The 21,484-nt window shown below is 64.3% G+C and carries 22 protein-coding genes and 1 tRNA gene; 21 read left to right on the forward strand and 2 right to left on the reverse strand.

All coding sequences use genetic code 11. The features are described from left to right. Positions 1 to 34: 34 nt before the first annotated feature. The 8 genes from MTBSS4_RS10755 to MTBSS4_RS10790 all read left to right on the forward strand — a co-directional run bounded on the left by MTBSS4_RS10755 (position 35) and on the right by MTBSS4_RS10790 (position 7,854). The gene (locus tag MTBSS4_RS10755) at positions 35 to 1,234 is read left to right on the forward strand and encodes a S9 family peptidase (RefSeq protein ID WP_254432491.1); all 1,200 of its coding nucleotides are present in this window, start codon (positions 35 to 37) and stop codon (positions 1,232 to 1,234) included. Positions 1,235 to 1,543: 309 nt separating this feature from the next. Further along, positions 1,544 to 2,050 (forward strand): ferredoxin-type protein NapF, encoded by a 507-nt coding sequence (locus MTBSS4_RS10760; protein ID WP_254432492.1) that lies wholly within the window; start codon positions 1,544 to 1,546, stop codon positions 2,048 to 2,050. Positions 2,051 to 2,060: 10 nt separating this feature from the next. Continuing rightward, positions 2,061 to 2,369, forward strand: coding sequence for a chaperone NapD (locus tag MTBSS4_RS10765; RefSeq protein WP_173983409.1), 309 nt, complete (start codon positions 2,061 to 2,063; stop codon positions 2,367 to 2,369). Further along, positions 2,366 to 4,849, forward strand: coding sequence for a nitrate reductase catalytic subunit NapA (napA, locus tag MTBSS4_RS10770; RefSeq protein ID WP_173983410.1), 2,484 nt, complete (start codon positions 2,366 to 2,368; stop codon positions 4,847 to 4,849). The genes MTBSS4_RS10765 and napA overlap by 4 nt, the downstream gene beginning before the upstream one ends. A gap of 103 nt (positions 4,850 to 4,952) precedes the next feature. Then, positions 4,953 to 5,750: a ferredoxin-type protein NapG gene (gene napG, locus MTBSS4_RS10775; protein WP_173983411.1), complete on the forward strand. Its 798-nt coding sequence runs from the start codon at positions 4,953 to 4,955 to the stop codon at positions 5,748 to 5,750. Beyond that, the gene (gene napH / locus MTBSS4_RS10780) at positions 5,747 to 6,697 is read left to right on the forward strand and encodes a quinol dehydrogenase ferredoxin subunit NapH (RefSeq protein ID WP_173983412.1); all 951 of its coding nucleotides are present in this window, start codon (positions 5,747 to 5,749) and stop codon (positions 6,695 to 6,697) included. The genes napG and napH overlap by 4 nt, the downstream gene beginning before the upstream one ends. 35 nt (positions 6,698 to 6,732) lie before the next feature. Next, positions 6,733 to 7,188, forward strand: a complete 456-nt coding sequence (locus MTBSS4_RS10785; protein WP_173983413.1) for a nitrate reductase cytochrome c-type subunit — start codon at positions 6,733 to 6,735, stop codon at positions 7,186 to 7,188. A 21-nt stretch (positions 7,189 to 7,209) separates the two neighbouring features. Further along, entirely contained in the window at positions 7,210 to 7,854 is a 645-nt protein-coding gene (locus MTBSS4_RS10790; protein ID WP_173983414.1) for a NapC/NirT family cytochrome c, read from the forward strand. A 92-nt stretch (positions 7,855 to 7,946) separates the two neighbouring features. Here MTBSS4_RS10790 and MTBSS4_RS10795 read toward each other — a convergent pair whose 3' ends face one another. Continuing rightward, the gene (locus tag MTBSS4_RS10795; RefSeq protein ID WP_173983415.1) at positions 7,947 to 9,278 is read right to left on the reverse strand and encodes a globin-coupled sensor protein; all 1,332 of its coding nucleotides are present in this window, start codon (positions 9,276 to 9,278) and stop codon (positions 7,947 to 7,949) included. Between the two features lie 222 nt (positions 9,279 to 9,500). Here MTBSS4_RS10795 and MTBSS4_RS10800 point away from each other — a divergent pair. From MTBSS4_RS10800 to MTBSS4_RS10825, 6 genes are all read left to right on the forward strand, one after another. Next, positions 9,501 to 9,585: transfer RNA gene (locus MTBSS4_RS10800), tRNA-Leu, on the forward strand. A gap of 97 nt (positions 9,586 to 9,682) precedes the next feature. Further along, a complete protein-coding gene (gene tig / locus MTBSS4_RS10805) occupies positions 9,683 to 11,074 on the forward strand; it encodes a trigger factor (protein ID WP_173983416.1) in 1,392 nt (463 codons plus the stop codon). 108 nt (positions 11,075 to 11,182) lie between these two features. Continuing rightward, positions 11,183 to 11,827 carry an ATP-dependent Clp endopeptidase proteolytic subunit ClpP gene (gene clpP / locus MTBSS4_RS10810; RefSeq protein ID WP_173983417.1) on the forward strand — a complete coding sequence of 215 codons (645 nt, stop codon included), beginning with the start codon at positions 11,183 to 11,185 and terminating at the stop codon, positions 11,825 to 11,827. A gap of 151 nt (positions 11,828 to 11,978) precedes the next feature. Continuing rightward, on the forward strand, positions 11,979 to 13,244 hold the full coding sequence (gene clpX, locus MTBSS4_RS10815) for an ATP-dependent Clp protease ATP-binding subunit ClpX (protein ID WP_173983418.1): 1,266 nt from the start codon (positions 11,979 to 11,981) through the stop codon (positions 13,242 to 13,244). Positions 13,245 to 13,367: 123 nt separating this feature from the next. Then, complete coding sequence (lon, locus tag MTBSS4_RS10820) at positions 13,368 to 15,779, forward strand: endopeptidase La (RefSeq protein ID WP_173983419.1); 2,412 nt, start codon at positions 13,368 to 13,370, stop codon at positions 15,777 to 15,779. Between the two features lie 200 nt (positions 15,780 to 15,979). Beyond that, positions 15,980 to 16,252, forward strand: a complete 273-nt coding sequence (locus tag MTBSS4_RS10825; protein ID WP_173983420.1) for an HU family DNA-binding protein — start codon at positions 15,980 to 15,982, stop codon at positions 16,250 to 16,252. Between the two features lie 108 nt (positions 16,253 to 16,360). On the opposite strand, the gene MTBSS4_RS10830 is transcribed toward MTBSS4_RS10825, so the two are convergent. Further along, positions 16,361 to 16,816: an outer membrane protein assembly factor BamE gene (locus MTBSS4_RS10830; RefSeq protein WP_173983421.1), complete on the reverse strand. Its 456-nt coding sequence runs from the start codon at positions 16,814 to 16,816 to the stop codon at positions 16,361 to 16,363. A gap of 128 nt (positions 16,817 to 16,944) precedes the next feature. On the opposite strand from MTBSS4_RS10830, the gene MTBSS4_RS10835 reads away from it, so the two are divergent. From MTBSS4_RS10835 to MTBSS4_RS10865, 7 genes are all read left to right on the forward strand, one after another. Then, entirely contained in the window at positions 16,945 to 17,514 is a 570-nt protein-coding gene (locus tag MTBSS4_RS10835; RefSeq protein WP_173983422.1) for a ubiquinol-cytochrome C chaperone family protein, read from the forward strand. Then, complete coding sequence (locus MTBSS4_RS10840; protein ID WP_173983423.1) at positions 17,511 to 18,059, forward strand: DUF177 domain-containing protein; 549 nt, start codon at positions 17,511 to 17,513, stop codon at positions 18,057 to 18,059. Before MTBSS4_RS10835 ends, MTBSS4_RS10840 begins: the two co-directional genes overlap by 4 nt. Before the next feature lie 103 nt (positions 18,060 to 18,162). Then, the gene (gene rpmF / locus MTBSS4_RS10845; RefSeq protein ID WP_173983424.1) at positions 18,163 to 18,345 is read left to right on the forward strand and encodes a 50S ribosomal protein L32; all 183 of its coding nucleotides are present in this window, start codon (positions 18,163 to 18,165) and stop codon (positions 18,343 to 18,345) included. 34 nt (positions 18,346 to 18,379) lie between these two features. After that, positions 18,380 to 19,435, forward strand: coding sequence for a phosphate acyltransferase PlsX (plsX, locus tag MTBSS4_RS10850; RefSeq protein ID WP_173983425.1), 1,056 nt, complete (start codon positions 18,380 to 18,382; stop codon positions 19,433 to 19,435). Between the two features lie 4 nt (positions 19,436 to 19,439). Then, entirely contained in the window at positions 19,440 to 20,414 is a 975-nt protein-coding gene (locus tag MTBSS4_RS10855; RefSeq protein WP_173983426.1) for a beta-ketoacyl-ACP synthase III, read from the forward strand. A gap of 116 nt (positions 20,415 to 20,530) precedes the next feature. Beyond that, complete coding sequence (locus MTBSS4_RS10860; RefSeq protein WP_173983427.1) at positions 20,531 to 20,833, forward strand: integration host factor subunit alpha; 303 nt, start codon at positions 20,531 to 20,533, stop codon at positions 20,831 to 20,833. Continuing rightward, complete coding sequence (locus MTBSS4_RS10865) at positions 20,830 to 21,366, forward strand: MerR family transcriptional regulator (RefSeq protein WP_173983428.1); 537 nt, start codon at positions 20,830 to 20,832, stop codon at positions 21,364 to 21,366. Before MTBSS4_RS10860 ends, MTBSS4_RS10865 begins: the two co-directional genes overlap by 4 nt. The last annotated feature ends 118 nt before the right edge of the window (positions 21,367 to 21,484 follow it).

Consider the following 21,484-nt stretch of genomic DNA (forward strand, 5'->3'; position numbering starts at 1 on the left):
GGGCATGTGTGGAGAAACTGAGGGATGGTGAGCCATGTGTCCTGATCGCCGTTGCCAGCAGGGCGGCGGTGGTTGGATACTCGACGATCTTGCCGGCGCGTCGCGCCGTGACCGGGGGGACGCCATGGGCCGCTTTGTCGCCATTATCCTCGCTTTCATCACCCTTGCCGGCCCGGCCTTCGCCACCGGTCTGGTCGAGGAGGACATCACCCTGACGGCGACCTTCGAGGGACGGCGCGCCCGGGCCGTCCTCGATCTGGAAGCGCTGGTGGTGCGTCCTGACGATGGCTTGGCCCATCCCCTGGTTGTCCTCAACCACGGGGCGCCGCGCCAGGCCGACGACCGTCCCGGCATGCATCCTCGCCGCCATGTGCTCAATGCCCGCGAATTCGCCCGCCGGGGCTGGGTGGTGGTGGTACCCATGCGCCGGGGATACGGCCAGTCAGAGGGGGAATACGTCGAAAGCTCGGGACGTTGCGACGACCCCGACTATCTGGCCTCGGCCCGGGCCTCGGCCGAGGATGTTCGTCAGGTCATCGCCCGGATGGCGGAAATGCCGTACGTGGATGCATCGAAAATCCTGGTCGTCGGCCAGTCGGCCGGAGGGCTGGCCACCGTCGCCCTGACGGCTTCGCCGCCGCCCGGCGTGGTGGCGGCCATCAATTTCGCCGGCGGACGTGGTTCCACCAAGCCGGATCACGTCTGCCGGCCCGAACGCCTGGTCGAGGCCTTCGCCGTCTTCGGCCGGACCTCGCGCGTTCCCATGCTGTGGGTTTACACCGACAACGACCGATATTTCGCGCCGCAACTGGCCAGACGGTTTCATGAAGCCTTCACCGAGGCGGGAGGAAACGCCCGGTTCATCGCCGCGCCCCCATTCGGCGAGGACGGCCACATGCTGTTTTCGGACAAGGGCATCCCGATCTGGACGCGGTATGTGGAGGAGTTCCTGGCGGGTCAGCGGCTGACCCAGTTCGAGCGGCCACTGCCGCCCCGCGACGTGTCCCGGATCGCCTACCCCAAGGGACTTTCCGAAAGCGGCCGCGCCGCCTTCGCCAGATATCTGGAGGCGCCCTCCCACAAGGCCTTCGTCATGTCGCCGTCGGGGGCCTTCGGTTGGCGCTCCGGGCAACGCAGTCTGGACGAGGCCGTCGGGCAGGCGGTGGAACTCTGCGCCAAGCATGCCGGCAAGCGCTGCCGCACCGTAATGATCAACGACGAGAAGGCGCAGTGACCCGCGCCGCATGAATGCCGTTATCGGCTTATCATCGGAGAATTCCCCCCAGGCATGAGATGCTGGTGGTTGCCTGATGATAAAATCATTGCATTTCAATGCGTTGATTTGCTTTGGGCGTTCCGGGGCGCCTTTCCAAGATACGGACTAAGGCCTTTTTGTCGTAGGGCTAATGTCATAAAACCTCATAAAATCCATTTCTTTTGATCAAAGTCAAAGAAGTGGGGTGGCCCCGGTGACACCTTTCCCGCGGTCGCCAATGGGGGAAACATTTGGCGGCCGAGGAGAGGGTGACCGATGTCAGGTCCTATGTCCCGGCGGGCTCTGTTTGGAAGGCGTACGGCCAAGGCCGCACCCGCCGGGCATCGTCCGCCCTGGAGTTCCTCGGCCTTCGACGCCGCCTGCGATTCCTGCGGCGACTGCATCAAGGCCTGTCCCGAAGCCATTCTTGCCGGCGATGCCGCCGGGCGTCCCGTTCTTGTTCTGGATCGGGGCGGCTGCACCTTCTGTGGCGCCTGCGACGTTGCCTGCCAGCCCAGGGAAGGGCGTTCCGCCGCCATCGACCGTGCCGCCCTGGCCGAGGGCGCGCGCGCGCTGCCGCTGCTGGCCGAACTGGGCGGCGCCTGCATTTCCATTCAAGGGGTCTCCTGCCGGCTGTGCGGCGACCCGTGCGACCCCCGCGCCATCCGGTTCCGGCCGATGGTGGGCGGGCGCGTCCTGCCGGAAATTTCGGCTGAAACCTGCACCGGCTGCGGTGTCTGCGTTTCCGCCTGTCCCGTCGGGGCCATCAGGATGGCCCCGTGGTCGAGAGCGTGAAAGGAACACCATGCGACTTTCGACATTCGTAGAAGCCGAGCACGTCAAGCCGAGGGAGCAGGTGGAAAACATCTGCGGCGTGTTGATTCACGTCAAGCCGGAATTCCGGCATGAGATTCATGCCATCCTCACCGGCCTGCCCGGGGTGGAGGTCCATGTGATGACCGAGGATGGCAGGATGGTGGTGACCGTCGAGGACGCCGATGGCGTCTGGGCGGGAGCCAGGATTACCAGTTTCAACGACATCCAGGGCGTCCTCAGCGTCACCCTGGCTTATCATCATTTCGATTCTGATCTGGAAGGGGAGACCGTTTCATGAGCCTCACCAGGCGCGACTTCATCAAGGCGAATGCCGTCGCGGCCACTGCTGCCGCCGCCGGCATCGCTGTGCCGGCCGTCGCACAACCGGCCAAGGCCAATATCCGCTGGGACAAGGGTGTGTGTCGATTCTGCGGAACCGGCTGCGCCGTGCTGGTGGGCGTTCAGGATGGCCGCGTCGTCGCCACCCAGGGCGATCCCGACTCGCCGGTCAATCGCGGCCTGAACTGCATCAAGGGCTACTTCCTGTCCAAGATCATGTACGGCGAGGACCGGCTGACCAAGCCGCTGCTCCGCATGAAGGACGGCAAGTTCGCCAAGGATGGCCAGTTCACTCCCATCACCTGGGACCAGGCCTTCGACATCATGGCCGAAAAGTGGAAGGAGCAGCTGAAGAAGCCGGATGGGGCCACCCGCGTCGGCATGTTCGCCTCCGGCCAGTGGACCATCTGGGAAGGCTATGCGGCCGTCAAGCTGTACAAGGCCGGCTTCCGCTCCAACAACATCGACCCCAACGCGCGCCACTGCATGGCCTCGGCCGTCGCCGGCTTCATGCGCACCTTCGGCATCGACGAGCCGATGGGCTGCTATGACGATATCGAGCAGACCGACGCCTTCGTGCTGTGGGGCTCGAACATGGCGGAGATGCACCCGATCCTGTGGTCGCGCCTGACCGACCGCCGCCTGACGCACGAGGGCTGCAAGGTCGCCGTGCTGTCCACCTTCGAGCACCGTTCGTACGAGCTGGCTGATCTGCCGATCATCTTCACTCCGCAAGGCGATCTGGCGATCCTCAACTACATCTGCAACTACATCATCTCGAAGGGGGCCTACAACAAGGACTTCATCGAGAAGCACTGCACCTTCAAGAAGGGCGTGACGGATATCGGCTACGGCCTGCGTCCGACCCACGCCCTGGAGAAGGACCAGGCCAACGCCGCGACGCCGGACAAGTCGGTCCCGATGACCTTCGACGAGTTCAAGGCCTTCGTGGCCGAGTACACCGCCGAGAAGACGTCGGCGCTGTCGGGCGTGCCGGTGGACAAGCTGGAGGCCCTGGCCAAGATCTACGCCGATCCCAAGATCAAGGTCGTGTCGTTCTGGACCATGGGATTCAACCAGCACACGCGCGGCACGTGGGTCAATAACATGATCTACAACGTGCACCTGCTGATGGGCAAGATTTCCGAGCCGGGCAACAGCCCGTTCTCGCTGACCGGCCAGCCCTCGGCCTGCGGCACCGCCCGCGAGGTCGGCACCTTCGCCCATCGCCTGCCCGCCGACATGGTGGTGATGAACGAAAAGCATCGCGCCATGACCGAGAAGGAGTGGCTGCTTCCCGAGGGCACGCTGAACGGCAAGATCGGCTATCACGCCGTGGTTCAGCACCGCATGCTAAAGGACGGCAAGCTGAACGCCTATTGGGTGATGTGCACCAACAACATGCAGACCGCCCCCAACATGAATGAGGAGGGGTATCCGGGCTATCGCAACCCCGCCAACTTCATCGTGGTGTCCGATCCCTATCCGACCGTGACCGCGCTGTCGGCCGACCTGATCCTGCCCACCGCCATGTGGATGGAGAAGGAAGGCGCCTACGGCAACGCCGAACGCCGGACCCAGTTCTGGCGTCAGCAGGTCAAGGCTCCGGGCGAAGCCCGCTCGGACGTCTGGCAGCTGATGGAGTTCTCCAAGCGCTTCAAGGTCGAGGAAGTCTGGCCGGAGGAATTGCTTGCCAAGAAGCCGGAATATCGCGGCAAGACCCTGTTCGACATCCTGTTCAAGAACGGCAAGGTCGACAAGTATCCGCTGAGCGAACTTCAGGCCGGTTACGAAAACGACGAGTCCAAGGCGTTCGGCTTCTACGTCCAGAAGGGTCTGTTCGAGGAATACGCCGCCTTCGGCCGCGGCCATGCCCACGATCTGGCGCCGTTCGAGACCTATCACAAGGCCCGCGGCCTGCGCTGGCCGGTGGTTGACGGCAAGGAGACGCTGTGGCGTTTCCGCGAGGGCTACGACCCCTACGTGAAGGCCGGCGAAGGCGTCAAGTTCTACGGCAAGCCCGACGGCAAGGCCTGGATCTTCGCGCTGCCCTACGCGGCTCCGGCCGAATCGCCGGACAAGGACTACGATCTGTGGCTGTCCACCGGCCGTATCCTGGAACACTGGCATTCGGGCTCCATGACCCGCCGCGTGCCGGAACTGCATAAATCGGCTCCCAACGCCGTGCTCTACATGCACCCCAACGACGCGGCCAAGCGCAACCTGCGCAATGGCGACGTGGTCAAGGTGGCGAGCCGGCGCGGCGAGGTGACCACCCGCATCGACACCCGCGGCCGCAACAAGCCGCCGGAAGGGCTGGTCTTCATGCCGTTCTTCGATGAGAGCCAACTGGTCAACAAACTCACTCTTGACGCCACTTGTCCGATCTCCAAGGAGACCGACTACAAGAAGTGCGCCGTCAAGGTGACCAAGGCCTAAAGGGGGGGGGAGGGGCCGTCCGTCCGCCCTGGCGAGCGGGCGGCCCCGTCCATCCATCCATCGGAGAGGAATGATGGCGGGGCGCCACGATACTCGTGACGGCATGACTGACCCGGCCCGGCGCGCGATGCTCGCCGGAGCGGTCAAGGGTGCCTGCGCCGTGGGGGTGCTGGGGGCGCTGCTGGCCATTCCGGCCCATCGCCGGGCCGAGGCGGTCGCGCTCAGACCGCCGGGCGCCATCGCTGAAAATGATTTCACCGCCGCCTGCGTCCGTTGCGGGCTGTGCGTCAGGGATTGCCCCTACGATACCTTGAAGCTGTCCGACCTGGGCGACGGCCCCGCCTTGGGAACGCCGTTCTTCAACGCCCGCGCGGTTCCGTGCGAGATGTGCGAACACATCCCCTGCGTCGCCGCCTGTCCGACGGGAGCGCTGGACAAGGGGCTGACCAATATCAACAACGCCAAGATGGGCGTCGCCGTCCTGGTTTCGCAGGAAACCTGCCTCAATTACCTGGGGCTGCGCTGCGACGTCTGCTATCGGGTGTGTCCGCGCATCGGCGAGGCCATCACCCTGGAACTCAGCCACAACACCCGGACCGCCAAGCACGCTTTCTTCATTCCCACCGTGCATTCGGACAAGTGCACCGGCTGCGGCAAGTGCGAACGCGCCTGCGTGCTGGACGAGGCCGCCATCAAGGTGCTGCCTCATGTCCTGGCCACCGGCCAGTTGGGAAAGCACTACCGGCTGGGCTGGGAAGAAAAGAAGAAGGCGGGGCAATCGCTGGTCGAACCCAGCCCCGAGGTGCAGGTGCGCGGCATGGAAGGGGTCGAAATGACCCCCGGCGGCACCTACAAGCTTGAGCGCCGGCCGGATGGCGGCTTCAAGGAGTTCAAGCCATGACGGCCAAGACCGCGCCTCACGGTCTGATCGATCCCGGCGCCTCGGCGGTGGCCGAAAAGGGCTGGTTCGCCGCTCACAAGTGGTTGCTGGCGCGCCGGCTGAGCCAATTCGCCGTGGTGGTGGTGTTCCTGACCGGACCGCTGTGGGGGATATGGATCGCCAAGGGCAATCTGGCCTCCAGCCTGACCTTCGGCATTCTGCCGCTCACCGATCCGCTGATGCTGCTCCAGGGGCTGGCCGCCGGCCATGTCATGACCGGAGCGGCCCTGGCCGGCGCCGCCATCGTCGTCGTCTTCTACGCGCTGGTGGGGGGGCGGGCCTATTGCGCCTGGGCCTGTCCGGTCAACGCCGTCACCGATCTCGCCTACTGGCTGCGGGGGAAACTGGGGCTGGAGCGCGGCGTGGCGCTCAAGCGTTCGACCCGGCTGTGGCTGCTGGCTGCCGTCATGGCCACCTCGGCCGCCACCGGAACCATCGCCTGGGAACTGGTCAATCCGGTCACCATGCTGCACCGGGGGCTGGTGACCGGCTCCATCCTGACGCTGGGTTCGGCCGCGCTGGTGACGGCGGCGGTGTTCCTGTTCGATCTTGGGATATCGGCGCGTGGCTGGTGTACCCATCTCTGTCCGGTCGGTGCCTTCTACGGCCTGATCGGCCGGGCCAGCGTGGTGCGCGTCAGCGCCTGGCGCCGCGCCGCCTGCGACAATTGCATGGACTGTTTCGCGGTCTGTCCCGAACGCCACGTCATCGCGCCGGCGCTGCGCGGCGAGGCCAAGGGGGCGGGTCCGGTGATCATGTCGGCCGACTGCACCAATTGCGGTCGCTGCATCGATGTGTGTTCAAAGACCGTGTTCCGGTTCGGCACCCGGTTCCACAACGCGCCCTCCGACGCTGTTTCGGTGGGGGACGGGGTGGATTCGGCTGCCCCGCCGGCCAGGGTCGCCTGATCGTTTAAGAGAGTTCTGGAAGGGGAGTGACCGCTGTGAAGACAAAGATCAAGGCAATCGCCCTCGCGCTGGCCCTGGCGCTGGGCTTCGGGGTTTTGGGAGCGGCCGCCGGGGCCGCGGACGTCAAGTCGTTGCGGCCGACCGAGGCCAACCAGCCGGACGCGCCGCCGGCCATCTTCAAGGTGGTGGAAGGCGCCAAGCATGATCGCGCCTATCGTCAGCAGCCGCCGATGGTGCCTCACTCCATCGACAAGTACGAGACCGACATCAAGGTCAACCAGTGCCTGCGCTGCCACGAATGGCCGTTCAGCGACCAGGAGAAGGCCCCGAAGATTTCGGACATGCACTACATCGACCGCAACGGCATCCGCCAGGACACGGTCAACGGCAACCGCTATTTCTGCAAGCAGTGCCATGTGCCGCAGGTTGACGCCAAGCCGCTGGTCGACAACAAGTTCCAGCCCGCCACGCTCAACACGAACCTCCGCTAGGGGACAGGGAAGGAACGGGCCATGAGCAATGATAACTCGGCCGGGGAAAAGGGTCTCCTGAGCGGCTGGTGGGGTGCGCTGTGCAAGCCGAGCTCGCGCTGGTCGCTGGGGGGATTGCTGGCATCGGGCATCGTGTTGGGCGTCGTCCTGTGGGGCGGCTTCAACTGGGCGCTGGAAGCCACCAACACGGAGACCTTCTGCCTGTCCTGCCACGAGATGGAGCAGAACGTCTATCGCGAGTTCCGCGGCACCATCCACGATTCCAACCGCTCGGGCGTTCGGGCCACCTGCCCCGACTGCCATGTGCCGAGGCCGTGGGTCTATAAGATGATCCGCAAGATCCAGGCCTCCAACGAGATCTGGCACAAGATCCTGGGCTCCATCGACACCCGCGAGAAGTTCGAGGCCAAGCGCATCGAACTGGCCACCCATGTGTGGACGGCCATGAAGGCCACCGATTCCCGCGAGTGCCGCAACTGCCACGATTTCGGGGCGTTCGATCTGACCCGCCAGACCTCGCGGGCCCGTAATCGCCACGCCGAGGCGGAGCAACAGGGCAAGACCTGCATCGATTGCCACAAGGGGGTGGCGCACCAGTTGCCGGCCGGCGCCTTCAAGGCCGAACGGGAACTCAACAAGTCGATGGAAGGGGAAACCAAGCCGTAAAAGGGACCGCGGCCTGGGTCAATGGGCGCAGGGCCTCCCGAGACTCCCCGGGAGGCCCTTTTTTATCCGGGAGGCGAAAAGGGGTGGCGGCGTCAGCCCGCCCGGATCTGTCCGACGAAGCGGTTGACCTGGGATTCCAGCTGGGTCGAGTTGCGCGACAGTTCGGTGGCGGCGTCCAGCACCTGGCGGGCGGCGATTCCGGTTTCCGAGGCGGCGGTGTTGACCCGGGTGATGGTCGAGGTGACTTCCGAGGTTCCCATGGCCGCCTGCTGGACGTTGCGGGCGATTTCCTGGGTGGCTGCGCCCTGTTCCTCGACCGACGAGGCGATGGAGCCGGCGATCTCGTTGATCTGGCCGATGGTGGTGGCGATGCCGCCGATGGCGGTGACCGCGTCGCGGGTGGCGTTTTGCACCGCGGTGATTTGCGAGGCGATCTCCTCCGTGGCCTTGCCGGTCTGGTTGGCCAGGCTCTTGACCTCGTTGGCCACCACGGCGAAGCCCTTGCCGGCGTCGCCGGCCCTGGCGGCCTCGATGGTGGCGTTCAAGGCCAGCAGGTTGGTCTGGCTGGCGATGTCGTTGATCAGCTTGACCACCTGACCGATGCGCGAGGCGGCTTCGGCCAGGCTTTGCACCATCTGGTTGGTGCGCTGGGCCTCGTCCTGGGCGTTCGACGCGATTTTGGCCGATTGGGAAACCTGGCGGCTGATCTCGGTGATGGAGGAACTCAGTTCCTCGGCGGCGGCGGCGACCGTCTGGATGTTGACGGTGGCTTCCTCGGCGGCCGCGGCCACGGTGGTCGACTGGCGCGAGGTCTCTTCGGCGGTCGCGGTCATCTCCTTGGCGGTGTGCTCCATCCGGCCGGCGGCCGTGGACACCGAGTTGACCAGCCCCTTGACCTCGCGCTCGAAAACGTCGGCCTTGGCGCCCAGTTCGCGGGCGATGATGGCGGCGGTGTTGGTTTCGATATAGACCGAGGTCGCCAGATCCATGTCGAGGAAGGCCGCCTTGTTGATGGCGGTCAGGACCTGAGTCAGCTTCCTCGGGTCCTTGCGGTGCTGCTCGACCGCCACGGCGAACACCATGTTCAGCACGAAGCAATAGCCGGCGGTGTACCATTTGGGCTCCAGCCCGATGCGTTGGTGAACCTTGCCGATTTCGGACACCTGGGTGAAATAGCGGTCGTCGAATTGGCCGAGGAACACGCTTTCCATCCAATGGCGCTTCTGCATGGCGCGGGCGTGCGCCATGCGCTCGGGCGAGGCGAAGAACCTGGCGGTGCCGGGATTGTTGGACACATGCCGGTAGAAGGTGTCGAGGATGGGGTCGATGTGGCGGGTCAGGACATCGCGGAATTCCCGCAAGGTCCGGCGGGTTTCGTCATCGATTTGAAGAAATGCGATATTGCCGGTACGGTCGATGTCCATGATCGCCACCTTATCCTAAAGGTATTGTTCCTGAAGGATGGGGGTTGGCGGTGCGGGTTACAATGGTTTTCGTGAACGGAAGGCCGGCGGATCGAAATTGTCGCCCGGGACTCGGGCGGGCGGCATTTCCCTGTTTCCCTGGAAACGAACATGTTATAGACAGAACCCTCCCGACGGGGCGGCCTGGACGCGCATGCGGGTCGGTGGGCATGTTCGGCCCATGCGGGCGTGGTGGAACTGGTAGACACACTGGATTTAGGTTCCAGCGGCGCAAGCCATGGGGGTTCAAATCCCTTCGCCCGCACCAGCCACCCGCCGCTCGCCGACGATCGCCGGCCACGATGGCCGCCAGCCTCGGCGGGGCTTAAGGATGCAACCCACTCGATTCGATTGGCGATAGACTGATGCAGGTAACCGAGATCAATGCCGAAGGCCTGAAGCGCGAATTCAAGGTCGTCGTTCCCGCCGGACAACTGGAAACGCGGATGCAGGACAAGCTGGCGGAAATCGCCCGCACGGTCAGCATGCCTGGTTTCCGCCCCGGCAAGGTGCCCATGGCCATCGTGCGCAAGAAGTACGGTCAGGCCATCATGGGCGAGATTCTTGAAGGCGCCGTCAACGACGGCACCGGCAAGGCGATCACCGACAGCGGCCTGCGTCCGGCGGTGCAGCCCAAGGTCGAGATCATCAATTTCGCCGAGGGCGCCGACCTGGAATTCTCGGTGGGTATCGAGGTCCTGCCCGAGATCAAGGCCATGGACTTCTCGTCCATCGCGCTGGAGCGCCAGAAGGCCATCGTGCCCGAGGCCGAAATCGACGAGACCCTGGCCCGTCTGGCCGAGCGCAACGAGACCTCCGAGCCGGTCGAGCGCGCCGCCGCCAGTGGCGACGTGGTGGTGATCGACTTCGTCGGCAAGACCGGCGGCGTGGCTTTCCCCGGCGGCACCGCCGAGGGATATTCCCTGAAGTTGGGCTCCAATACCTTCATCCCCGGCTTCGAGGACCAGCTGGTCGGCAAGACGGCCGGCGAGGACGCCCTGGTCGAGGTCACCTTCCCCGAGGGATACGGCAACGAGGATTTGGCCGGGAAGCCCGCCACCTTCGAGGTCAAGGTCAAGGAAGTCCGCGCCCCCAAGGCCGCTCCACTCGACGACGATCTGGCCAAGAGCGTCGGCATGGAGAATCTGGACGCCCTGAAGCAGGCGGTTCGCGACGAGTTGAGCCGGTCGCTGGATTCCATCTCGCGCATGCATCTGAAGCGTGGCCTGCTGGACGTCCTGGCCGCCAATCACGACTTCCCGGTTCCGCCGACCATGTTCCAGCAGGAATTCGACCATATCTGGAAGCAGGTGAGCGAGGACCGCGAGGCCGGCCGCCTGGATGCGTCGGACGCCGCCAAGACCGAGGACGAGCTGAAGGCCGAGTACACCGTCCTGGCCGAGCGTCGCGTCCGCCTGGGCCTGCTGCTGGCCGAGGTCGGCCAGGTCAACAACATCACCGTGACCCAGGACGACCTCAACCGCGGCATCATGTCCGAGGCCCGGAACTATCCCGGCCAGGAGCACATGGTGGTCCAGTACTACCAGAAGAATCCCGAGGCTCTGGAATCGCTGCGTGCCCCTCTCTACGAGGAGAAGGTGGTCGATTTCATCCTGGAACTGGCCAAGATCACCGACAAGGAGGTCTCGGCCGAGGCTTTGCGCCAGGACCCCGACGAGGCGGCTCCCGAGGCCGCCGCCGAGGCGGCTCCCAAGCCCAAGAAGAAAGCCGCCGCCAAGAAGAAGGCCGCTGAATAGGCCTGATCCAGTGCAATGCCCGCGATGCTCCCCATATGGAGGGTCGCGGGCGCTTCACCTCACGACCGGCGTCCGCCCCCGCCGGTTTTACCAAAAGAAGGACGGACCATGCGCGAAAGAGATCCCATCGACCTTGCCATGAGCACTCTGGTTCCCATGGTGGTCGAGCAGACCAACCGGGGCGAGCGGTCCTACGACATCTATTCCCGCCTGCTCAAGGAGCGCATCATCTTCCTGACCGGCCAGGTCTATGACGAGGTCGCCAGTCTGATCTGCGCCCAGCTTCTGTTCCTGGAATCCGAGAATCCGAGCAAGGACATCGCTTTCTACATCAACTCGCCGGGTGGGGTGGTGACCTCGGGGCTGGCCATCTACGATACCATGCAATACATCCGCCCCAACGTGTCGACGGTGTGTATCGGGCAGGCGGCTTCCATGGGCTCGCTGCTGATGGCCGCCGGTGAGAAGGGCAAGCGGTTCGCCCTGCCCAATTCCCGCATCATGGTGCACCAGCCCTCGGGTGGCGCCCAGGGGCAGGCCACCGACATCGAGATTCAGGCCCGCGAGATTCTTGCACTCAGGGCTCGCCTCAACAACATCTATGTGGATCACACCGGCCAGCCGCTCGACGTGATCGAGAAGGTGATGGAGCGCGACAAGTTCATGACCGCCGACGAAGCCAAGGCGTTCGGCCTGATCGACGAAGTGGTCAGCAAGCGTCCGGTTCCGGAAGACGAGTCAACCTCGGCCTGATCCGCCACCACTCCAGGCGCCGGGCCGCCTCCATGGGGCTGGCCCGGCTGTTGGCGTATGGGGGCATGGCGGATTTGCCATTGTCTGCCGCCATCGGCTGTGGCTAACATGACAGTTGCGGATGCGGCGGCGTTAATGTGATGGAGTTTCGATGACCAAGTCCACCAGCGGCGATTCCAAGAATACCCTGTACTGCTCGTTCTGCGGAAAGAGCCAGCACGAGGTCAGGAAGCTCATCGCCGGGCCGACCGTGTTCATCTGCGATGAATGCGTCGAGCTGTGCATGGACATCATTCGCGAGGAGCATAAGACCCATCTGGTGCGCTCCCGCGATGGCGTTCCCACGCCCAAGGACATCTGCACCGTCCTGGATGACTACGTCATCGGTCAGGGCCACGCCAAGAAGGTTCTGTCGGTCGCGGTCCACAACCACTACAAAAGATTGCAGCATGGCGGCAAGAGCAACGAAGTCGAGCTGGCCAAGTCCAACATCCTGCTGATCGGCCCCACCGGCTGCGGCAAGACCCTGCTGGCCCAGACCCTGGCGCGCATTCTCGACGTGCCGTTCACCATGGCCGACGCCACCACCCTGACCGAGGCCGGCTATGTCGGCGAGGATGTGGAAAACATCATCCTCAAGCTGCTCCAGTCGGCCGAGTACAACGTGGAACGCGCCCAGCGCGGCATCGTCTACATCGACGAGGTCGACAAGATCAGCCGCAAGTCCGACAACCCCTCCATCACCCGCGACGTCTCGGGCGAAGGCGTGCAGCAGGCGCTGCTGAAGATCATGGAGGGCACGGTGGCCTCGGTGCCGCCCCAGGGCGGCCGCAAGCACCCGCAGCAGGAGTTCCTCCAGGTCGACACCACCAACATCCTGTTCATCTGCGGCGGCGCCTTCGCCGGCCTGGAAAAGATCATCGGCTCGCGCGGGCGCGGCACCTCCATCGGCTTCGGCGCCGATGTGCGCGGTCCGGACGAGCGCCGTACCGGCGACATCCTGCGCGAGGTCGAACCCGAGGATCTGCTGAAGTTTGGCCTGATCCCGGAATTCGTCGGCCGCCTGCCGGTGCTGGCGACGCTGGAGGATCTGGATGTCGAGGCGCTGATCGACATCCTGTCCAAGCCCAAGAACGCCCTGGTGAAGCAGTATCAGCGCCTGTTCGAGATGGAGGACGTCCGTCTGGCCTTCAGCGAAGACGCACTGCGCGCCATCGCCGAGAAGGCCATCGCCAGGAAGACCGGCGCCCGCGGCCTGCGTTCCATCATGGAGGCCATTCTGCTGGACACCATGTTCGACCTTCCCGGCCTCGATTCCGTCGACGAGGTGGTCATCAACAAGGAAGTGGTGGAAGGGCGCGCCAAGCCGCTCTACATCTATTCCGAGCGCCGCGAGGACACCGGCGCCAGCGCGTAAGGGCGATTCCGGCGGAACCGCCTTCCTTTCCGGCTTGACGGCGGCAGAAAGCCCCCCCAGCTATATGACACTTTCCTGATGCGGTTTGGCGCGACGCCGGATCGCAGGCGTGAGCGAGGCATCATGGTCGAACACCCGCGTGGCGATATTTTTCCTGTCCTTCCGCTCCGTGACATCGTCGTCTTTCCCCATATGATCGTTCCGCTGTTCGTCGGCCGCGACAAGTCGGTCCGCGCTCTCGAAGACGTGATGCGGGAGGACAAGCAGATTCTGCTGGTGGCTCAGAAGAACGCCGCCCAGGATGATCCCACCACCGACGACATCTATGCCGTCGGCACCGTGTCGACCGTGCTGCAATTGCTGAAACTGCCTGACGGCACCGTCAAGGTGCTGGTGGAAGGCGGCAAGCGTGCCCGCATCAACGGCTTCACCGACAACGATTCGTTCTTCCAGGCCTATGCCGAGGTGATCGACGAGCGGGAAGGCGACCTTCAGGAACTGGAGGCGCTGTCGCGCTCGGTGGTTAGCCAGTTCGAGCAGTACATCAAGCTGAACAAGAAAATTCCCCCCGAGGTGCTGGTCTCCATCAACCAGATCGAGGATTCCGCCAAGCTGGCCGATACGGTGGCGTCGCATCTGGCGCTCAAGATCGCCGAGAAGCAGGAACTGCTAGAGATCGAGGTGATCTCCGAGCGGCTGGAGCGGGTCTATTCCTGCATGGAGGGCGAGATCGGCGTCCTCCAGGTGGAAAAGAAGATCCGCAACCGCGTCAAGCGGCAGATGGAGAAGACCCAGCGGGAATATTATCTGAACGAGCAGTTGAAGGCCATTCAGAAGGAACTGGGCGAGGGCGACGACGGCAAGGACGAGGGCGCCGAGCTGGAAGAGCGCATCGCCAAGACCAAGCTGACCGTCGAGGCCCGTGAAAAGGCCCTGGCCGAGCTGAAGAAGCTGAAATCCATGAGCCCCATGTCGGCCGAGGCCACCGTGGTGCGCAACTATCTCGACTGGTTGCTGTCGATTCCGTGGAAGAAGCGCTCCAAGGTCAAGAAGGACGTCGGTCTGGCCGAGAAGGTCCTCAATGCCGACCATTACGGCCTGGAGAAGGTCAAGGAACGCATCCTCGAATATCTGGCGGTGCAGATCCGCACCGAAAAGGTCAAGGGACCGATCCTATGCCTGGTCGGGCCGCCCGGCGTCGGCAAGACCTCGCTTGGCAAGTCCATCGCCAAGGCCACCGGCCGCAATTTCGTGCGCATGAGCCTGGGCGGAGTGCGCGATGAGGCCGAGGTGCGCGGCCACCGCCGCACCTATATCGGTTCCATGCCCGGCAAGATCGTCCAGGGCATGAAGAAGGCCAAGACCTCAAACCCGCTGTTCCTGCTGGACGAGATCGACAAGCTGGGCGCCGACTGGCGCGGCGATCCCGCCTCGGCCCTGCTGGAGGTTCTGGACCCCGAGCAGAACGCCACCTTCAACGACCATTACCTGGAGGTGGATTACGATCTGTCCGATGTGATGTTCGTCACCACCGCCAACACCATGAGGATGCCGCAACCGCTGCTGGATCGCATGGAGATCATCCGCCTGTCCGGCTATACCGAGGACGAGAAGGTGGAAATCGCCAAGCGCCACCTGTTGCCCAAGGTGATCAAGGCCGCCGGGCTGAAGAAGGGCGAGTGGTCCATCAGCGACGAGGCCATGCGCCACATCGTGCGCTACTACACCCGCGAGGCGGGCGTGCGCAACATGGAGCGCGAACTGGCTTCGCTGGCCCGCAAGGCGGTCAAGGAGATCGTCTCCAAGGGCAAGACCAGGGTGATGGTGACGCCGCGCAATCTGGAAAAGTATGCCGGCATCCACCGCTACCGGTTTGGCGAGGTCGAGGAGACCGACCTGGTCGGCGTCGTCACCGGTCTGGCCTGGACCGAGGTCGGCGGCGAGCTGCTCACCATCGAGGCGGTCAGCATGCCGGGCAAGGGCACCTTCAGCCATACCGGCAAGCTGGGCGACGTCATGCAGGAATCGGTACAGGCGGCGCGCTCCTACGTTCGCTCGCGCTCCGTCACCTTCGGCATCAAGCCCGCCGTGTTCGAGAAGCGCGACATCCACGTCCATGTTCCCGAGGGAGCCACCCCCAAGGATGGTCCCTCGGCCGGCATCGCCATGTGCACCACCATCGTGTCGGTGCTGACCGGCATTCCGGTACGCCGCGACGTCGCCATGACCGGCGAGATCACCCTGCGTGGCCGGGTGCTGCCCATCGGCGGCCTCAAGGAAAAGTTGCTGGCGGCGTTGCGTGGCGGCATCAAGACGGTGCTGATTCCCAAGGAAAATGAAAAGGACCTGGCCGAGATCCCCGACAACGTCAAGAAGGGGCTTACCATCATTCCGGTTTCCACCGCCGACGAGGCGCTGACCCACGCCTTGTCCCGGATGCCCGTTGCTATCGAGTGGGACGAGGCCGTCGAGCCGGTCGATGGCAAGGTTGCAACCGATGGTGATGTGACGGCAACCGGCGTGGTAACTCACTGACGCCAGGGCGAAAGTATTAGATTGCCGATGGCGGCCGTCCCTTCGGGGCGGCCGTCTTCGCATGCGCAACCCAGCAAATCCGCCAATTATGGCGCTTTGACGATTGACGCTGTCCGATAGTGTGAATTAGACTGCCTCCCGTCTTATTTGATAGGCGGTATGACCGGCTATCACTCGCGGTTAAACGAAGGGGGCCATCAGTGAACAAGAACGATCTCGTGACGGCCGTGGCAAGCGCCACCGGTCTGTCCAAATCAGATGCGGCCAAGGCGGTCGATGGGGTTTTCCAGGCGATCACGACCGAGTTGCAGGGCGGCGGCGAGGTCCGTCTGGTCGGTTTCGGCACCTTCGCCGTCGCCGCCCGCGCCGCTTCCGAGGGCCGCAATCCCCGTACCGGTGACAAGATCACCATTCCGGCGTCGAAGCAGCCGAAGTTCAAGGCCGGCAAGGGCCTGAAGGATTCCATCCAGTAGGCTGGCCGCCTGACCGGCCCCGCCGCATGCCGGCCGCGTCCCAGCGGCCGGTATTTTTTGGTTATCGTGAAAGCCTGGAACGGGGCAGGGCGGATATAGGGCTCGACGCTAATTGCCCTGGCTCGGCTTCGAAAAGCGCCCGACATTACCCATCAGCTGTTGCAATATGGTGAGTTCCTTGCCGGCGGTGGGGGTCTCCCGGTCGACCGGGGTCACGTCCTTGCCGTCGGTCAATCCCTTGGTGTCGAGCGCCCGCACGATGCCGTTGCGGTCGAACACCACCGTGATGACCTTGCGTTCCTTCACCTCGGGTTCGAAGAACGCCGTGCGCTCGGTCACGTTGGAAATGTAGTGCCAGGTCTCGTCGCCAAATGGCGCGATGCTGGACGGAGTGCCCAGCAGGGACTGGACCTCCTCGCGGGTGGTCTTGCCGATGGCAACCTGCTGCAACTGCTCGGGCGGCGGCAGGTTGCCGCGCAGCTCGATCTCCGGCGAGCAGGCGATCACGGTCACGGCCACCGAGGCGGCCAACAGGGTGTGGCGGATGGAATTCTGCTTTTTCATGCACACCGAAGCCGGAGCATTGACGACAGGCGGCCAAGATGGCCAATGTGGGGGGAACATTGCACCTCGCTCCTTCGTCTTGTCAACGCCGTCTCCGCCTGTTTCGGGCGGGCCGCCAGGATCAGCCCATGCCGTTTCGCCGCCTGAGGGACCGTCGCCGCCGCGAGCGCGTCGCCCATGACCTTTATACCGCCATCATTCATCAGTCCCGGAGCCCGGATTTCTATCTCCGGCTAGGGGTGCCCGACACGCTGGACGGCCGTTTCGACCTGATCGTCATCCATGCCTTTCTGGTCATGCGGCGTCTCAAGCCGGTGGCGGGCGAACTGGCCGAGGAGGCGCGGGAGGTGTCCCAGGCCCTGTTCGACCTGATGTTCGACGACATGGACCAGAACCTGCGCGAGCTGGGCGTGGGCGACATGGGGGTGGGCAAGCGGGTCAAGCAGATGGCCAGGGCCTTCTACGGCCGCGTTGCCGCCTATGAGGATGGATTGGCTGTCGCCGCCGCCCCCGACGATCTCGCCGCGGCGTTGCGGCGCAATCTGTACGGCACGTTGGAGACGCCTCCCGTCACCTCGGACATCGATGCCATGGCCGCCTATGTCCGCGATCAGGATCACGGGCTGGCCGGCCAGGATGCGGCCGAGTTGCTGAATGGCAAGGTCTCGTTCGGAGCCATCGGCGGGGGGCGGCCATGATCGTCGCCTCGCCGGAGCAACCCGAATTTTCCCGGCCGGTGCAGGTCAGCCAACTGCCGGCCCGCGTCAGCCGTCAGGCCATAGCCGCCGAGCCCGCCGAACGTCACGCCCTGGTCGGGCGGTTGGGGCTGATCGAGCTGAAATCCCTGTCCGCCAGCCTTTCCCTGGAGCTGCTGGGCGGCGGGCTGGTCCGCGTCAACGGGCAGTTGACGGCAAAGGTGGTGCAGGCTTGCGTGGTGACCCTGGCTCCGCTGGAAGCCGTGGTCGAGGATGAATTCGAGGTGACCTTCGGTCCGCCGGATGTGGAACTGGATACCGGGAACGAAATAGAGCTATCATGGGAATCGGAGGACCCGCCGGACCCGATCGTCGATGGCTGCATCGACCTGGGGGAGGTCGTGGTGGAGCATCTGGCCCTGGCGCTCGATCCGTTCCCCAGGGCTCCCGGCGCGGTGTTCGAGCCGCCAAAGGAGCAGGACGACGTCCCCGACGGGAAGCCGAATCCTTTCGCGGCGCTGGCCGCCTTGCGGCGGAAAAAAGAGTGAGGACGGCAAAAAAAGGGGGGAGGGAAAGCATCCCCTTGCCCTGGGCTGTCTTTTTGGCTAATAAACCACCCTTTCCCATCTTGGGTCGAAGTGAGTAAACGAAATGGCCGTTCCGAAGAAGAAGACCTCCAAGTCCCGCCGCGACATGCGCAGGGCCCATCATGCCCTGGTCAACGTGACCGGCGTCGAGTGCCCGAATTGCGGCGAAGTGAAGCTCCCGCATCACGTCTGTGGCTCGTGCGGCCACTATGACGGTCGTGAAGTGGTTGCCCAGGCCGAAGCCTGATCGATCCGGTGCGTAAAGAGGGGAGCGCCTGCCGGTGAGCGTTGCCGTCACTATTTCCATCGATGCCATGGGGGGCGACGCCGCCCCCGACATGGTCGTGGAAGGGGTGCGCATGGCTCACGAGCGCCTTCCCCATGTGCGCTACCTGCTGTTCGGCGACGCACCCCGCATCGAGGCGCTGTTGCAGCGCTTTCCCGAGATACGGGGAGTCTGCTCGGTCCACCATACGGTGGAGGCGGTCTCCAACGACGCCAAGCCCAGTCAGGTGCTGCGCCAGGGGCGCAAGTCCAGCATGTGGCTGGCGGTCGACGCCGTCCACAAGGGCGAGGCGGCCGGCGTGGTGTCGGCCGGCAATACCGGCGCCCTGATGGCGGTCTCCAAATTCGTGCTTCGCACCCTGCCGGGGATCGACCGGCCGGCCATCGCCGGGCTGTTCCCGACCGTCAAGGGCGAGACGCTGATGCTCGACCTCGGCGCCAACGTCGACTGCAATTCCAACAATCTGGTGGAATTCGCCGTGATGGGCGAGGTCTATGCCCGCGCCGTGCTGGGGCTGGAAAAGCCCAGCATCGGCCTGCTCAACGTCGGGTCCGAGGATATGAAGGGCAACGACGCCGTCAAGGCGGCGGCGGCGGCGCTGCGCGACAGCCACCTGCCTATCCGGTTTACCGGCTTCGTCGAGGGCAACGACATCTGTGCCGGCACCGTCGACGTGGTGGTGACAGACGGCTTTACCGGGAATATCGCGCTGAAGACCGCCGAGGGAACGGTGAAGCTCTATTCCACCCTTCTCAAGGAAGGGTTCAAGAGTTCGCTGCCGGCCCGGATCGGTTACCTGCTGGCGCGCCACGCCATCAACAAGGTTCGGGTGCGCACCGACCCCCGCCGCTACAACGGCGCCATGTTTCTCGGCCTCAACGGCATCGCGGTGAAGAGTCACGGCGGAACCGACGCCTTCGGCTTCGCCAATGCCATAGGCGTCGCGGTGGAACTGGTGGCTCATGGCTACAATGATCGCATCCGCAAGGAATTCGACCGGCTGAAGCCGGCCGATCCTTCGGTTTCCCAACTGGCAGCCGGAACACGGTGATTCGATGATCGTTCGCTCCCAGGTCATCGGCTGCGGCTCGTACCTGCCGGAAAGATTGGTTTCCAACGCCGAACTGGCGGCGATGGTCGACACCTCGGACGACTGGATCGTCGAGCGCAGCGGCATCCGCCAGCGCTATCTGGCCGCCGATGGCGAGATGACCTCCGACCTGGCTTTCGCAGCCGCCAGCCGCGCCCTGGAATCCGCCGGTATCTCCGGCTCGGCGGTTGACCTGATCGTGCTGGCCACCGCCACCCCGGACCATACCTTTCCCGCCACCGCCACCAAGGTGCAACGCCGCATCGGCATGAAGCACGGCTTCGCCTTCGATGTGCAGGCGGTGTGCTCGGGCTTCGTCTATGCCCTGTCCATCGCCGACAATTTCATCAAGACCGGCCAGATCCAGACAGCACTGGTGATCGGGGCCGAAACGTTTTCCCGCATTCTCGACTGGAACGATCGCACCACCTGCGTCCTGTTCGGCGACGGCGCCGGCGCGGTGGTGCTGCGCGCCAATCGCGGCAAGGGCGGCAGCCAGGATCGCGGCATTCTGTCGACCCACCTTCATTCCGACGGCACCCACCACGATCTGCTGTACGTGGATGGCGGCCCGTCCAGCACCCAGACCGTCGGCCATCTGCGCATGGAAGGCCGCGAGGTGTTCCGCCATGCCGTCATCAATCTGGCGTCGGTGGTGGGCGAGGCGCTGGCCGCCAACGACCTGAAGGCCTCTGATATCGACTGGGTGGTGCCGCATCAGGCCAACCGCCGCATCATCGAGGGCACCGCCAAGAAACTGGGCTTTCCCATGGAACGCATGGTGATGACGGTGGAAAAGCACGCCAACACCTCGGCGGCCTCGATCCCCCTGGCCCTGACGGAGGCCGTCTCCGACGGCCGCATCAGGCCGGGCCAGCTGGTGCTGCTGGAGGCCATGGGAGGGGGCTTCACCTGGGGATCGGCCCTGATTCGCATATAGCCGGCCCACTTGCGCGGTCGCTGGAAGGCTGTGCCGCATCCCTTTGATATTGACGGATTTAGCGCAAAGGACTACGGTCGATCCGGTCGTAGGTCCATTCTTGGTCGTGGGGCGTCATGACTGCAAAAACCATTACGCGGGCGCAACTGAGCGAGGCCGTCTACCAGGAAGTCGGCCTGTCCCGCAACGAATCTGCCGATCTGCTGGAAGCGGTTCTGGACGAAATTTCCGGGGCGCTGGCCATCGGCCAGACCGTCAAGATTTCCTCATTCGGCAGCTTTTCGGTTCGCTCCAAGGGGCAGCGCGTCGGCCGCAACCCCAAGACCGGCGAGGAGGTTCCCATCCTGCCGCGCCGTGTCCTGGTGTTCCGTCCGTCGCAATTGCTGAAGAAACAGATCAACGACGGCCATTCCAAATGACCGGCGAGGACGGCGAGCTTTCCCTGGTCCGCCGCAACGGCAAGTCCGAAGCGGCCTTCCGGACCATCAGCGAGGTCGCCGACGATCTCGACGTGCCGCAGCACGTCCTGCGTTTCTGGGAAGGCAAGTTCCCCCAGGTGAAGCCACTGAAGCGGGGAGGGGGGCGACGCTATTACCGGCCCGACGATATCGTCTTGTTGCGCCGTATCCGCGATCTGCTCTACAGCGAGGGGTATACCATCAAGGGGGTGCAGAAACTCCTGAAGGATGGTGCCGCCGCGACCCAGCCCCCCATCGGCGCCAGTCCGGCCCGTATCGCCTGTGAACCGGAACTGGGGCTCGATATCCACGATCCCGACCCGCTGGAATCTCCTGATCCGCCCCTCCCTTCCGGGGACGAGACCAATTCCGTGGCGGTCGAGGCTGCGGAAGTCCATGTGGCTTCCGTGGTCCCATCCGGCGATATCCGGCATGAATTGCGGAAGTTGCTGGCCGAACTTGAACAGTTGCGCCAGCTTTTGCAGCCCTGCTGAAGAAGGTGGTTGCAAGGGTCGGATGGCCTGACTTATAGTGCGCCCCTCTCCCGGCACACCCCGCCGGTTTGATCCCCTTCCGGACCGTTTCAGGTTCGGAAAAGCAGAATTCCGATGG

The organism is Magnetospirillum sp. SS-4 (assembly GCF_902729425.1).
In the GTDB taxonomy this organism is placed as follows: domain Bacteria; phylum Pseudomonadota; class Alphaproteobacteria; order Rhodospirillales; family Magnetospirillaceae; genus Phaeospirillum.